At 58.3% G+C, this 14,212-nt stretch carries 11 protein-coding genes; 10 read left to right on the top strand and 1 reads right to left on the bottom strand.

Annotation, left to right across the window (positions count from 1 at the left end; translation table 11 throughout):
- Nucleotides 1-12 precede the first annotated feature (12 nt).
- The 6 genes from msbA (at nucleotide 13) to EGK14_RS08810 (ending at nucleotide 5,979) form a co-directional block, all read left to right on the top strand.
- Nucleotides 13-1,761 carry a lipid A ABC transporter ATP-binding protein/permease MsbA gene (gene msbA / locus EGK14_RS08835; protein WP_125288721.1) on the top strand — a complete coding sequence of 583 codons (1,749 nt, stop codon included), beginning with the start codon at nucleotides 13-15 and terminating at the stop codon, nucleotides 1,759-1,761.
- Entirely contained in the window at nucleotides 1,758-2,738 is a 981-nt protein-coding gene (gene lpxK, locus EGK14_RS08830; RefSeq protein ID WP_125288720.1) for a tetraacyldisaccharide 4'-kinase, read from the top strand. Before msbA ends, lpxK begins: the two co-directional genes overlap by 4 nt.
- Before the next feature lie 39 nt (nucleotides 2,739-2,777).
- Nucleotides 2,778-3,983 (top strand): winged helix-turn-helix domain-containing protein, encoded by a 1,206-nt coding sequence (locus tag EGK14_RS08825; protein WP_125288719.1) that lies wholly within the window; start codon nucleotides 2,778-2,780, stop codon nucleotides 3,981-3,983.
- Nucleotides 3,984-4,063: 80 nt separating this feature from the next.
- The gene (locus tag EGK14_RS08820; RefSeq protein WP_125288718.1) at nucleotides 4,064-4,246 is read left to right on the top strand and encodes a Trm112 family protein; all 183 of its coding nucleotides are present in this window, start codon (nucleotides 4,064-4,066) and stop codon (nucleotides 4,244-4,246) included.
- Entirely contained in the window at nucleotides 4,243-4,989 is a 747-nt protein-coding gene (kdsB, locus tag EGK14_RS08815) for a 3-deoxy-manno-octulosonate cytidylyltransferase (RefSeq protein ID WP_125288717.1), read from the top strand. Before EGK14_RS08820 ends, kdsB begins: the two co-directional genes overlap by 4 nt.
- 96 nt (nucleotides 4,990-5,085) lie before the next feature.
- Complete coding sequence (locus tag EGK14_RS08810; protein WP_125288716.1) at nucleotides 5,086-5,979, top strand: YcbJ family phosphotransferase; 894 nt, start codon at nucleotides 5,086-5,088, stop codon at nucleotides 5,977-5,979.
- Here EGK14_RS08810 and elyC read toward each other — a convergent pair.
- Nucleotides 5,944-6,735 carry an envelope biogenesis factor ElyC gene (gene elyC / locus EGK14_RS08805; protein ID WP_125288715.1) on the bottom strand — a complete coding sequence of 264 codons (792 nt, stop codon included), beginning with the start codon at nucleotides 6,733-6,735 and terminating at the stop codon, nucleotides 5,944-5,946. The genes EGK14_RS08810 and elyC overlap by 36 nt on opposite strands.
- A 129-nt stretch (nucleotides 6,736-6,864) precedes the next feature.
- Here elyC and cmoM point away from each other — a divergent pair, with 129 nt between their 5' ends.
- The 4 genes from cmoM to mukB are packed head-to-tail and all read left to right on the top strand — an operon-like array spanning nucleotide 6,865 to nucleotide 14,105.
- Nucleotides 6,865-7,647 carry a tRNA uridine 5-oxyacetic acid(34) methyltransferase CmoM gene (gene cmoM / locus EGK14_RS08800; RefSeq protein WP_125288714.1) on the top strand — a complete coding sequence of 261 codons (783 nt, stop codon included), beginning with the start codon at nucleotides 6,865-6,867 and terminating at the stop codon, nucleotides 7,645-7,647.
- Nucleotides 7,644-8,966, top strand: coding sequence for a chromosome partition protein MukF (gene mukF, locus EGK14_RS08795; protein ID WP_125288713.1), 1,323 nt, complete (start codon nucleotides 7,644-7,646; stop codon nucleotides 8,964-8,966). Before cmoM ends, mukF begins: the two co-directional genes overlap by 4 nt.
- Nucleotides 8,947-9,657, top strand: a complete 711-nt coding sequence (gene mukE / locus EGK14_RS08790) for a chromosome partition protein MukE (protein WP_125288712.1) — start codon at nucleotides 8,947-8,949, stop codon at nucleotides 9,655-9,657. The genes mukF and mukE overlap by 20 nt, the downstream gene beginning before the upstream one ends.
- Nucleotides 9,654-14,105 carry a chromosome partition protein MukB gene (gene mukB / locus EGK14_RS08785; protein ID WP_125288711.1) on the top strand — a complete coding sequence of 1,484 codons (4,452 nt, stop codon included), beginning with the start codon at nucleotides 9,654-9,656 and terminating at the stop codon, nucleotides 14,103-14,105. Before mukE ends, mukB begins: the two co-directional genes overlap by 4 nt.
- Nucleotides 14,106-14,212 lie beyond the last annotated feature (107 nt).

The raw sequence follows: 14,212 nt of genomic DNA, 5'->3' as shown, positions 1-14,212 counted from the left end.
GCTGGTTAACTCATGCATCAGGACAAAGATCTCTCCACCTGGCAGACCTTTCGACGCCTCTGGCCGATGATCAAACCCTTTAAACCGGGGCTGGCCGTCTCCTCCGTTGCGCTTATTATCAACGCAGCGGGCGATGTGCTGATGATGTCCTTACTTAAGCCACTGCTCGATGATGGTTTTGGTAAAGCGGACTCCTCCGTACTGGTCTGGATGCCCCTCGCCGTTATCGGCCTGATGCTGGTACGCGGCATATCAAGCTATATCTCAAGCTACTGCATCTCCTGGGTATCGGGCAACGTGGTGATGTCGATGCGTCGGCGTCTTTTCAGCCATATGATGGGGATGCCGGTTGCTTTCTTCGATCAGCAATCTACCGGCACGTTGCTGTCGCGCATTACTTATGATTCGGAACAGGTCGCCTCATCGTCTTCCAGCGCGCTGGTAACGGTAGTGCGCGAAGGCGCGTCAATCATCGGCCTGTTTATTATGATGTTTTATTACAGCTGGCAGCTGTCGCTAATCCTGATACTGCTGGCGCCGGTGGTCTCCTTTGCGATCCGGATGGTGTCAAAACGCTTTCGTAATATCAGTAAAAGCATGCAAAACACCATGGGCCAGGTGACCACCAGCGCAGAACAGATGCTGAAAGGGCATAAAGAAGTGCTGATTTTTGGCGGACAGAAAATCGAAACCCAGCGTTTTGACCGCGTCAGCAATCGGATGCGTCAGCAGGGGATGAAACTGGTTTCCGCTTCTTCAGTGTCCGATCCTATTATTCAGCTTATTGCTTCGCTGGCGCTGGCTTTTGTTCTGTATGCTGCCAGCTTCCCAAGCGTCATGGCAACCCTGACGCCGGGCACGATTACCGTCGTCTTTACCTCCATGTTTGGGTTGATGCGCCCGCTGAAATCGCTGACGAACGTTAACGCCCAGTTCCAGCGCGGCATGGCCGCCTGCCAGACGCTTTTCTCCATTCTCGACAGCGAGCAGGAAGTTGATACGGGTACGCGCGTGATTGAGCGTGCTCGCGGCGATGTGGAGTTCCGCAACGTGACCTTTACCTATCCGGGACGTGAAACGCCTGCGCTGCATAATATCAACCTGGCGATCCCGGAAGGCAAAACCGTCGCGCTGGTGGGACGGTCCGGATCGGGTAAATCCACCATCGCCAGCCTGATGACGCGTTTTTACGATATCCAACAGGGCGAAATTCTGATGGATGGACACGATCTGCGTGAATATACGCTCAGCTCGTTGCGAAATCAGGTCGCTTTAGTCTCGCAAAACGTGCATCTGTTTAACGACACGGTGGCTAATAATATCGCCTACGCTCGCAACGAGCAGTACAGCCGGGAAGATATCGAAAAAGCGGCAACGATGGCGCACGCTATGGACTTTATCAGTAAAATGGATAACGGGCTGGATACGGTCATTGGTGAAAACGGCGTGCTGCTTTCCGGCGGCCAGCGCCAGCGTATCGCTATTGCCCGCGCGCTGCTGCGTGACTGCCCGATCCTGATCCTGGATGAGGCTACTTCCGCGCTGGATACCGAGTCGGAGCGCGCTATTCAGTCGGCGCTGGATGAGCTACAAAAAAACCGTACCTCGCTGGTTATTGCCCATCGCCTTTCCACTATTGAAAAGGCAGATGAAATCGTTGTGGTTGAGGATGGGCATATTGTGGAGCGCGGCAGCCATACCGAGCTGTTAGCGCGCCAGGGCGCCTACGCTCAGCTTCATAAGATGCAGTTTGGTCAATGATTGAGCGCCTCTGGAGCGGTCGGTCCGGTCTCTGGCGGCTTCTGCTGCCGTTCAGCTGGCTGTATGGGCTGATCGCCAGCCTGATCCGCTTTAGCTATCGTCAGGGCTGGCGAAAGGCCTGGCGCGCGCCGGTACCCGTGGTCGTGGTCGGGAATCTGACGGCGGGCGGCAATGGCAAAACGCCGGTGGTGATTTGGCTGGTGCAGGCACTGCAGCAGCGCGGTCTGCGGCCAGGCGTGGTATCCAGAGGCTACGGCGGTAAAGCAGAAGCTTATCCGCTGGTGCTCAATGGCAATACGACCACTAACGAGGCGGGTGACGAACCGGTACTGATCTATCGCCGCACCGGCGCGGCGGTGGCCGTTTCTCCCCGCCGTAAAGACGCGGTGCAGGCGCTGCTGGCGCAGGGCGAGGTGGATATTATTGTCACCGATGACGGCCTGCAGCATTATGCGCTGGCAAGAGATTTTGAAATAGTTGTTATTGATGGCCAGCGTCGATTTGGCAACGGCTGGTGGCTGCCAGCCGGGCCAATGCGCGAGCGGGCATCACGCCTGCAGACGGTGGATGCGGTCATTACTAACGGCGGCGCCGCGCTGGCTGGTGAAATAGCAATGCGCCTGACGCCCGGCCTTGCGGTCAACCTGCAAACCGGCGAAACCCGCTCTGCGGCCTCGCTTGGTGACGTGGTCGCTATGGCGGGCATCGGTCATCCGCCGCGTTTTTTTGCCACGCTACGTCAGCTGGGCATTATCCCGATTAAGGAAGTCTCTTTCGCCGATCACCAGGCCTACAGCGAGGCGCAGCTGGCCCCGCTGGCGGCTGCAGGCCAGGCGCTGCTGATGACGGAGAAGGATGCGGTCAAAGCCAGCCGCTTTGCCGCGGCTAACTGGTGGTATCTGCCGGTGGATGCGGCGCTGCCGACGGATGGGGCCGACGCGCTGCTGAACCGCATTATTGCCCTTACGCAAAAATAACTCGCTAAACTGAATGCACTATGTGAATACAGGTGCATTATGTCGATTTCTCTCTCACTAACTCAGGCTCGCCATATTCATCTTGCCGCTCAGGAGCTGCTTCGTCCGCCGCGGCGAAAAGCGCGGTTTACCGATCTGCTTAATTGCGTGCGGCAAATGTCTCTGCTGCAAATTGACACCATCCATGTAGTCGCCCGCAGTCCGTATCTGGTGCTGTTCAGCCGTCTTGGCGACTATCCGGCCGGGTGGCTGGAAGAGGCTCTGGCTGGTGGCAGGCTGTTTGAATACTGGGCGCATGAGGCCTGTTTTATCCCTGCTGAGGATTATCCGCTGCTGCGACACCGTATGCTTTCGCCGCAGGCTATGGGCTGGAAATATAACGGCGAATGGGCAGAGGCGCGACGGCAGGAGGTCGCGCAGCTGCTGGCGCATATCAAAGCGCACGGGCCGGTAAGATCGGCCGACTTCACCGCGCCGCCGGGGCAGCAGTCCGGCTGGTGGTGCTGGAAACCGCACAAGCGCCATCTGGAAAACTTATTTACCGCCGGGGAATTGATGGTGGTCGAACGGCGTAATTTCCAGCGGGTTTACGACCTTCGTCAGCGGGTGCTGCCGGAATGGGATGATGCGCTGCACGCGCTGGAAGAGAAAGAGGCGGTCAGGCAAATGTTATGCAACAGTGCGCAAAGTCTGGGTCTTTTCCGGGCCGGGTGGCTGGCAGATTACTATCGCCTGAAGCGTGCGCCGGTAAAAGAGCAGCTGGCAGAGTGGATTGAGGCGGGCACGGTAGTGCCGGTGGAGGTCGAAACGTTAGGGCAGTGTTATCTCCATCACTCGCAGCTGCCGATGCTGGAGCAAAAAAGCCAGGCCACGCATACTGCGCTGCTGTCGCCTTTCGATCCGGTGGTGTGGGATCGCAAGCGGGCGCTGGAACTGTTTAACTTCTCCTATCGCCTTGAATGCTATACGCCGGAAGCGAAGCGCCAGTATGGCTACTTTGTTTTGCCGATACTGCATCGCGGGGCGCTAAAAGGGCGGCTGGATGCCAAAATGCAGCGCAAAGAAAAAGTTTTGCTGATCAGGCAGCTGTGGCTGGAGCCGGGCGTGAGGCTTACCACCGGGCTGCTGACCGATCTTCAGCAGGCCATCAGCCGTTTTGCCCGCTGGCAGGGTGCACAAAAAGTACATCTACTAAACCTGCCTGCGGAACTGGCCGCGACCTGGCCAAAAGAATGGGCGCTTTAAGCCAGCGGGGAGGTTAACCGCTCAACCGCGAGCTATGATATTCTAACGTTCTGTCTGATCGGATCCACCAGGGAGACACCATGGATCATCGTTTGCTTGAAATCGTTGCTTGCCCGGTTTGTCACGGTAAGCTGTATTACAATAAAGATCGTCAGGAACTTATCTGCAAGCCTGACGGGCTGGCTTATCCGGTGCGCGACGGCATTCCCGTTCTGCTTGAAACGGAAGCGCGCTCGCTGACGCTGGAAGAGACGCATCCATGAGCTTCGTCGCTATTATTCCGGCGCGCTACGCTTCCACCAGGCTGCCCGGAAAACCGCTGGTCGATATCCACGGCAAGCCGATGATCGTGCATGTAATGGAACGCGCGCGTGAATCAGGAGCCGAGCGCGTTATTGTCGCTACGGATAACAATGACGTCGCGCGCGCTGTAGAAGCGGCGGGCGGCGAAGTTTGCATGACGCGAGCCGATCATCAGTCCGGCACGGAACGGCTGGCCGAGGTGATTGAGAAATACCGTTTCCCTGACGAGACGGTGATCGTCAACGTGCAGGGCGATGAGCCGATGATCCCGCCGGTCATCATTCGGCAGGTGGCAGATAATCTGGCGAAAAGCAGCGTAGGCATGGCGACGCTGGCGGTGCCAGTCGAGTCAGCGGAAGAAGCGTTTAACCCTAATGCCGTGAAGGTGGTCAGGGATGCGCAGGGCAACGCGCTCTATTTTTCGCGCGCGACCATTCCGTGGGACCGCGAGCGTTTTGCCGTCTCACAGCAGGCGATTGGCGATCATTTTCTGCGCCATATCGGCATTTACGGCTATCGTGCCGGCTTTATCCGCCGCTATGTCAGCTGGCAGACCAGCCCGCTGGAGCAGATTGAGCTGCTAGAACAGCTGCGGGTGCTGTGGTACGGCGAAAAAATCCATGTTGACGTGGCGCAGGCCGTTCCGGGCGCGGGTGTTGATACGCCGGAAGATCTGGAACGCGTGCGGGCAGCCATGCAGTAAATATTTTCAGGGCCGGCAGCGGCCCTGGTTCTCTGCTTCTTGCTATTACCAGGAAAAAAACGGCAATCCGACTTCGCTTGCGATCAGGAGCAGCAGATGGAACATCTTCGTTCAGAACTTTCGATAGTGCTGGGTGAGACGCTAAGCCGTCTCGAATGCATCAGCGAACAGCCTTATGCCAGCCTCTACTCGCTTTACGACAGGAAAGGCCACTCTCTGCCGCTGATGGCAAAATACTTCAATACCAAAGGAATAGCCTCGCAGGAAGCCTATAAGCTGTCGATGCTGGCACGTGAAAGCACCGTGCGTATGCCGACGGTATACGGGCTGATCGTCAGCCAGCTGCCGCCGCAGCATGAGATCCTGCTGATTGAGCGCATGGGCGGCGTTTCGGTCGAAGCGCCAACCCGCACGCCGGCCCGCTGGCAGCAGCTGCAGGATCAGATCGTCGCCGCGCTGCTGGCCTGGCATCGCATCGACAGCCACGGCCTGGTCGGTACGGTAGACAGCACGCAGGAGAACAACTGGCCCGCCTGGTATAAACAGCGGGTTGAGGTGTGGTGGTCAACGCTGAGCTATATGCGCCCGGAGCGGCTGACGATGGAAGATCACCGGTTTCTCTTTCGCTGTCGGCAGAACCTCTGCGCGCTTTTTGATGACTTCGACGATCCCTGCGTGCTGGTGCACGGCAACCTGTCGCTCAGCAATATGCTGAAGGAGGCCTGGAGCGACCAGCTGCTGTCGATGATCAACCCCGGCAGAACGCTCTGGGCGCCGCGTGAGTACGAGCTGTTCCGCCTGAGTGAGGAAGGTCAGGCGGAAGCGCTGCTGTTCCGCTATCTGCAACAGGCGCCGGTCGCGGAAGGATTTATCGCCAGACGCTGGCTTTACATGCTGTGGGAAGAGGCGGATCGGCTGATCCATACCGGCCGTTTCAACCGCGACCGCTTCGATTTAGCCGCCCGCTCCCTGCTGCCCTGGCTTGAGTGAGGGCGAGGTTATCTTTTGCCAGAGCCGGCCCAGCGTCTCATAGATGGCGCGCTCGCTGTGACCAAGCCACTGCGAGGAGGGGATGGCTTTCTCCCACGCATTCAGCGGCGAGGCGATAGCCAGCTGATTAGCCGGCGCGGGCAGCGGATCCAGCCCCTGCTGTTGAAAAAACAGCATGGCGCGCGGCAGATGCGAGGCGGAGGTCACCAGCAGGAAAGGGCGGTGGCCAACCACTTTAGCCACCTCCCGCGCCTCCTGGCTGGTATCGCGTGGCTTATCCAGCGTAATAATGGCGCTGCGCGGTACGCCTAATGACTGCGCTACTCTGGCCGTAACTTCCGCCGAGCTGACGGGATTGTTCTGCGCGGCCGCGCCGGTAAAGATCAGCGTCGATCCGGGATTTTCACGCCACAAACGGATCCCTTCTACCAGCCTCGGCAAACTGTTGCCGATCATATTCGATCCCGGTGCCCACTGCGGATCCCACGTATAGCCGCCGCCCAGCACCACGACGTAGTCCACCTTCCGGTTCTCCTGCCACGTAGCGAAACGGTTCTCAATAGGTGCCAGCAGGCTATCAGCAACGGGCTGAAGGCTGATCAATAACAAGATTAGCCAGGCAGAAGAGAGTATAATTTTCCCGGTTTTTTGCCAGCGGCTGCGCCAGAGCAGAAAAAGCCCGACCGCCATCACTAACAGCAGCAGCGGCAAGGGCAGCAGCAGGCCGCCAATCGCTTTTTTAAGCGTAAAAAGCATAAAAACAGCTTCCTTTTGTCCGAAAAAACGCCACCCGAAAGCGAAGCAGTGACGGAAAGGTTCATTCTCCCTCAGTGTATGCCAAAATAGCCGCCGGATTCACCCTTTTGCCCAGCCCGGAGCCCGCTTATGCAGGATCGCAACTTTGATGATATCGCGGAAAAATTTTCGCAGAATATCTACGGCACTACCAAAGGCCGTATTCGCCAGGCCATTGTCTGGCAGGAGCTGGAGGCAATACTGACGACGCTGCCGCAAAGGCCGCTGAGCGTGTTGGATGCGGGCGGCGGCGAAGGCCAAATCAGCTGCGGGCTGGCCAGCCTTGGCCATCAGGTTCTGCTATGCGATTTATCCGAAGAAATGCTGCAGCGCGCGCGCCTTAACGCCAGCGAGCAAGGTGTGAGCGACCACATGGAATTCAGACAAATCAGCGCGCAGGAAGTCGGTCAGCATTTGGTTCAGCCTGTCGATCTGGTATTGTTTCACGCTGTGCTTGAATGGGTCGCCGAGCCGGAGGCGGTACTGGCCGCGCTTTACAATACGCTGGCGCCCGGCGGCGTGCTCTCGCTGATGTTTTACAACCTCAACGGGCTGATGATGCAGACGCTGGTGCTGGGCAACTTTGGCTATATGCAGGCCGATTTGCGCAAGCGCAAACGTAAAACCCTGTCGCCGGACTATCCGCGTGATCCGGAGCAGGTCTTTCGCTGGCTGGCGGAGATCGGCTTCACCGTCGAAAGCAAGGCCGGCGTGCGCGTTTTTCACGACTACATGCGCGATAAGCACAAACAAACAGAACGATTTGACGAGATCCTGGCGCTGGAAAAGCGCTTTTGTCGCCAGGAGCCATTTTTAAGTTTGGGTCGCTATATCCACGTAACAGCGCGGAAGCCCATAAAGGACGAAGCATGAGTGAATTTTCCCAGACAGTACCGGAGCTGGTTGCCTGGGCGCGAAAAAATGATTTTTCCGTCTCGTTGCCTACCGAACGTCTGGCTTTTTTGCTGGCGGTCGCCACGCTTAACGGCGAGCGCATGGATGGCGAGATGAGCGAAGGCGAACTTACGGACGCTTTCCGTCACGTCAGCGAAGGATTTGAACAGACCAGCGAAACCGTCAGCGTCCGCGCCAACAACGCTATCAACGATATGGTGCGGCAGCGTTTGCTTAATCGCTTTACCAGCGAACAGGCCGAAGGGCAGGCTATCTATCGCCTGACGCCGCTCGCGATCGGCATCACCGATTACTACATTCGCCAGCGTGAGTTCTCTACGCTGCGGCTCTCCATGCAGCTTTCTATTGTGGCAAGCGAGCTGAAGCGCGCAGCGGACGCGGCGGACGAAGACGGCGATGACTTTCACTGGCATCGCAACGTTTTCGCGCCGCTGAAATATTCCGTTGCTGAGATTTTTGACAGCATTGATATTACCCAGCGCATTATGGATGAGCAGCAGCAGGCGGTGAAAGACGATATCGCGCAGCTGCTCAACAAAGACTGGCGCGCGGCGATTGAAAGCTGCGAAATGCTGCTGAATGAAACCTCCGGCACGCTGCGCGAGCTGCAGGATACGCTGGAAGCCGCAGGCGACAAGCTGCAGGCCAACCTGCTGCGGATCCAGGACGCCACGCTGGGCAGTCCCGACCTCGGCTTTATCGACAAGCTGGTATTCGATCTGCAAAACAAACTTGACCGCATTATCAGCTGGGGCCAGCAGGCCATCGATCTCTGGATCGGCTATGACCGTCACGTGCATAAATTTATCCGTACCGCGATCGATATGGATAAAAATCGCGTCTTCGCTCAGCGCCTGCGTCAGTCGCTGCAAAACTATTTCGACGCGCCGTGGGCGCTGACCTACGCCAATGCCGAACGCCTGTTTGACGTGCGTGACGAAGAGCTGACGCTGCGTAACGAAGAGGTAATGGGCGAACTGCCCGCCGAACTGGAATACGAAGAGCTGAGCGAAATTCGCGAGCAGCTGGCCGCCATGATCGAAGAAGCATTGGCCATCTATAAAGCCCAGCAAAAACCGCTGAATCTGGGCGTGGTGATGCGCGACTATCTGGCGCAATATCCCCGCGCCCGCCATTTTGACGTGGCAAGGATCGTGGTCGACCAGGCCGTGCGTTTAGGCGTCGCCGAAGCTGATTTTTCCGGTCTGCCCGCCGAGTGGCAGGCCATTAATGATTACGGAGCCAAGGTACAGGCGCATGTCATCGATAAATATTGAACAAGTGATGCCGGTTAAGCTGGCGATGGCGCTGGCTAACCCGCTGTTTCCCGCGCTCGACAGTCAGCTACGCGCGGGCCGCCATATCGGTATTGAAGAGCTGGACAATCACGCTTTTCTGATGGATTACCAGGAATATCTGGAAGAGTTTTACCTGCGCTATAACGTGGAGCTTATCCGCGCGCCGGAAGGTTTTTTCTATCTGCGTCCGCGCTCTACCACGCTGATTGCGCGCTCGGTGCTTTCCGAACTGGATATGATGGTGGGCAAAGTCCTGTGCTGGCTTTACCTCAGCCCTGAGCGGCTGGCTAATGAAGGCATCTTCACCCAGCAGGAGCTGTACGACGAACTGCTGACGCTGGCGGATGAAAGCAAGCTGCTTAAGCTGGTAAACCAGCGCTCAACCGGTTCGGATCTGGATCGCCAGAAGCTGCATGAAAAAATGCGCGCCTCCTTAAGCCGCCTGCGTCGTCTGGGCATGGTGTGGTTTATGGGCCATGACAGCAGCAAGTTCCGCATCACCGAATCCGTGTTCCGCTTTGGCGCCGACGTGCGCAGCGGGGACGATCCTCGCGAAGCGCAGCTGAGAATGATCAGAGACGGCGAGGCAATGTTTACCGAAAGCGGCCAGGCCCGCCAGAACGAAGAAGAGCAGGGTAACGACGCCGGGCAGGCGGAGGAAGAAGAATGATTGAACGCGGAAAATTTCGCTCGCTAACGCTGGTTAACTGGAACGGTTTTTTTGCCCGAACCTTCGATCTTGACGAACTGGTTACCACGCTGTCCGGCGGTAACGGCGCGGGGAAATCGACCACGATGGCCGCTTTCGTTACCGCGCTGATCCCCGATCTGACGCTGCTGCACTTTCGTAACACTACGGAAGCGGGCGCTACTTCCGGCTCGCGCGACAAAGGCCTGCACGGCAAGCTCAAGCCGGGCGTCTGCTATGCGGCGCTGGACGTGGTTAACTCGGTGCACCAGCGCGTTATCGTCGGCGTGCGCCTGCAGCAAATCGCCGGCCGCGACCGCAAAGTCGATATCAGACCGTTCAGTATTCACGGCCTGCCAACGTCCATTAACCCGACGGAGATCCTGACGGAAACGGTTAACGCTCGTCAGGCTCGCGTGCTGCCGCTCAGCGAGCTGAAAGAGAAATTTGAAGCGATGGAGAGCGTGCAGTTTAAGCAGTACAACTCCATTACTGAATACCACTCGATGATGTTCGATCTGGGTATCGTGGCGCGTCGTCTGCGCTCTGCGGCGGATCGCAGCAAATACTACCGTCTGATCGAGGCATCCCTTTACGGCGGCATCTCCAGCGCCATTACGCGCTCGCTGCGTGACTACCTTCTGCCGGAAAACGGCGGCGTGCGTAAGGCTTTCCAGGATATGGAAGCGGCGCTGCGCGAAAACCGGATGACGCTGGAAGCGATCCGCGTAACGCAGTCCGATCGCGATCTCTTTAAGCATCTTATCTCAGAAGCGACCAGCTACGTGGCCGCCGACTATATGCGCCACGCTAACGAGCGCCGCGTTCATCTGGACGGCGCCATGCTGCAGCGCAGCGAGCTTTTCGGCAGCCGTAAACAGCTGGCCGCCGAGCAGTATCGCCATGTAGAAATGGCGCGCGAGCTGGCGGAGCATAGCGGGGCGGAAAGCGATCTGGAAACGGATTACCAGAGCGCCAGCGATCACCTTAACCTGGTGCAGACCGCCATGCGCCAGCAGGAAAAAATCGAGCGTTACGAAGGCGATATCGATGAGCTGACCTATCGTTTGGAAGAGCAGAACGAGGTCGTTGCCGAAGCGCGCGAAGTACATGAAGAAAACGAAGCGCGGGCGGAAGCCGCCGAGCTGGAAGTGGACGAGCTGAAAAGCCAGCTGGCCGACTATCAGCAGGCGCTGGACGTACAGCAAACGCGCGCCATTCAGTACCAGCAGGCGCTGACGGCCTTACAGCGCGCTCAGGAAATTTGCCGGATCCGCGAGCTGACTATTGAGAACGCTCAGGAATGGCAGGAAACCTTCCGCGCGAAAGAGCAGGAAGCCACGGACAGGCTGCTGATGCTGGAGCAGAAAATGAGCGTGGCGCAGGCCGCGCACAGCCAGTTCGAGCAGGCGTTTGAGCTGGTGACGCGCATTGCCGGGCCGGTGAGCCGTAGCGAAGCTTATCAGACCGGCCGCGAGCTGCTGCGCGACGCCGGCAATCAGCGCTATCACGCCGATCAGCTTCAGTCGCTGCGCTCGCGTCTTTCAGAGATGGAGCAGCGGCTACGCGAGCAGCAGGAAGCCGAACGGTTGCTGAACGAGTTCTGCAAAAAGCACGGTCAGCAGTATGCGCCAGAAGAGCTGGAAGCCTTGCAGTATGAGCTGGAAGCGCGCATTGAGCAGCTTGGCGAAAGCGTTGCAGACGCGGGTGAACGACGTCTGGCGATGCGCCAGGAGCTGGAACAGGTGCGTGAACGCATCGCTCGCCTGACGCGACAGGCGCCGCAGTGGCTAAACGCGCAGGAAATTCTGACGCAGCTGCGTGAGCAGACCGGCGAGGCGCTGGAAAACGGCCAGCAGGTAACCGAGCACATGCAGCGTCTGCTGGAGCGCGAGCGTGAAACCACCGTTGAGCGTGATGAGGTCGCCAGCCGCAAACGCGAGGTGGAAAGCCAGATCGATCGGCTGAGCCAGCCGGGCGGATCGGAAGATGCGCGACTGAACCAGCTGGCCGAGCGTTTTGGCGGCGTGCTGCTTTCTGAAATTTACGACGACGTCACCATTGAGGACGCGCCTTACTTCTCGGCGCTGTACGGCCCTGCGCGCCACGCTATCGTGGTGCCGGATCTGTCGCTGGTGCGTGAACAGCTGGACGGGCTGGAAGAGTGCCCGGAAGATCTCTATCTGATCGAAGGGGATCCGCAGTCTTTCGACGACAGCGTCTTCAATGTCGAAGAGCTACAAAAAGCGGTAGTGGTCAAAGCGGGCGATCGTCAATGGCGCTATTCCCGCTTTCCGAAAGTCCCGCTGTTTGGCCGTGCCGCTCGTGAAAACCAGCTGGAGCTGCTGCGTACCGAGCGCGAAACGCTGGCGGAACGCTACGCCACGCTCTCTTTCGACGTGCAGAAAACGCAGCGCCTGCATCAGGCGTTCAGCCGCTTTATCGGCGGGCATCTGGGCGTGGCCTTCGAGCCGGATCCGGAAGCGGAGATTCGTCAGCTAAACGGCCGCCGCGGCGAGCTTGAGCGCGCTATCAGCTCGCATGAAAGCGAAAACCAGCAGCAGCGCCAGCAGTTTGACCAGGCGAAAGAGGGTGTCGCTCAGCTTAACCGACTGATGCCGCGCGTTAGCCTGCTGCTGGACGAAACGCTCCAGGATCGTCATGAAGAGCTGCTGGAGCGGCTGGATGAAGCGCAGGAAGCCGCGCGTTTCCTGCAGCAGCACGGTGCCGCCCTCGCTAAGCTGGAGCCGCTGGTGGCGGTGCTGCAAAGCGACCCGGAACAGCATGAGCAGCTCAAGCTGGACTATCAGCAGGCGCAGCAGGCACAGCGCGATGCGCGTCAGCAGGCTTTCGCCATCACCGAAGTGGTGCAGCGACGCGCGCATTTCAACTATGCGGACTCGGCGGGAATGCTTGATGGCAACAGCGACCTGAACGAGAAGCTACGTCGCCGTCTTGAGCAGGCGGAGGCCGAACGCGCGCGCGCGCGCGAACAGCTGAGAAACCATCAGGCGCAGCTGACGCAATACAGCCAGCTGCTCGCCTCGCTTAAAAGCTCGTACGACGCCAAGCGGGATATGCTGAAAGAACTTCAGCAGGAAATGCAGGCTATCGGCGTGCAGGCGGATGCCAGCGCGGAAGAGCGCGCGCGGCTGCGTCGCGACGAGCTTTATACGGCGCTGAGCAATAACCGCAGCCGCCGCAACCAGCTGGAAAAACAGCTGACCTTCTGTGAAGCGGAAATGGACGCGCTGCAGAAAAAACTGAAGCGCGTCGAACGTGATTACCACCAGAGCCGCGAACAGGTGGTCAGCGCCAAAGCCGGTTGGGTCGCCGTTCTGCGCATGGTGAAAGACAACGGCGTCGAGCGTCGTCTGCATCGCCGCGAGCTGGCCTATCTGGGCGGCGACGAGCTGCGCTCCATGTCGGATAAGGCGCTGGGCGCGCTGCGTCTGGCGGTCGCCGATAACGAGCACCTGCGTGATATCCTGCGCCAGTCGGAAGATCCTAAACGGCCTGAGCGTAAGATTGAGTTCTTTATCGCCGTTTATCAGCATCTGCGTGAGCGTATTCGTCAGGATATTATCCGCACCGACGATCCGGTAGAAGCGATCGAGCAGATGGAAATTGAGCTGAGCCGCCTGAGCGAAGAGCTGACCGCTCGTGAGCAGATGCTGGCTATCAGCTCGCGCAGCGTGGCGAACATCATTCGCAAAACCATTCAGCGCGAGCAGAACCGTATCCGCCAGCTGAACCAGGGCCTGCAGAGCGTCAGCTTTGGCCAGGTACATAGCGTGCGGCTTAACGTCAACGTGCGGGAAACGCACGCCACGCTGCTGGACGTACTTTCAGAGCAGCACGAACAGCATCAGGATCTGTTCAAGAGCCAGCGCCTGACCTTCTCCGAAGCGCTGGCGAAGCTCTATCAGCGCCTCAATCCGCAGATCGATATGGGACAGCGCACGCCGCAAACTATCGGCGAAGAGCTGCTGGACTACCGCAACTACCTTTCTATGGAAGTGGAGGTCAACCGCGGCTCCGATGGCTGGCTGCGCGCGGAAAGCGGGGCGCTGTCGACGGGCGAAGCGATCGGCACCGGGATGTCGATTTTGGTGATGGTGGTGCAAAGCTGGGAAGAAGAGTCTCGCCGCCTGCGCGGTAAAGATATATCGCCTTGCCGCCTGCTGTTCCTGGATGAGGCAGCGCGTCTGGATGCCAAATCTATCGCCACGCTTTTTGAACTGTGCGATCGCCTTGAAATGCAGCTGATTATTGCTGCGCCGGAGAATATCAGCCCGGAGAAAGGCACGACCTATAAGCTGGTGCGTAAGGTTATCAACAACAGCGAGCACGTTCACGTGGTTGGCCTGCGCGGTTTCGCGGCCGAGCCTGCCAATATTTCGGCCGAGCCTGCTGAACTTTCTTCCTGAGTCAAACAGCACAAAATAATCGGCGGCACATATAGCAAAATTCGTGCCGCCGAATTACTCTCTCAGGCGCGCCGCTGCATACGCGCGCCGTTTTCTTTTCTATACTA

This window comes from Erwinia sp. 198, from assembly GCF_003937915.1.
In the GTDB taxonomy this organism is placed as follows: domain Bacteria; phylum Pseudomonadota; class Gammaproteobacteria; order Enterobacterales; family Enterobacteriaceae; genus Erwinia; species Erwinia aeris.
The sequence above is the reverse complement of the archived record's forward strand: the minus strand, read 5'-3'. Positions and strand labels throughout refer to the sequence as shown.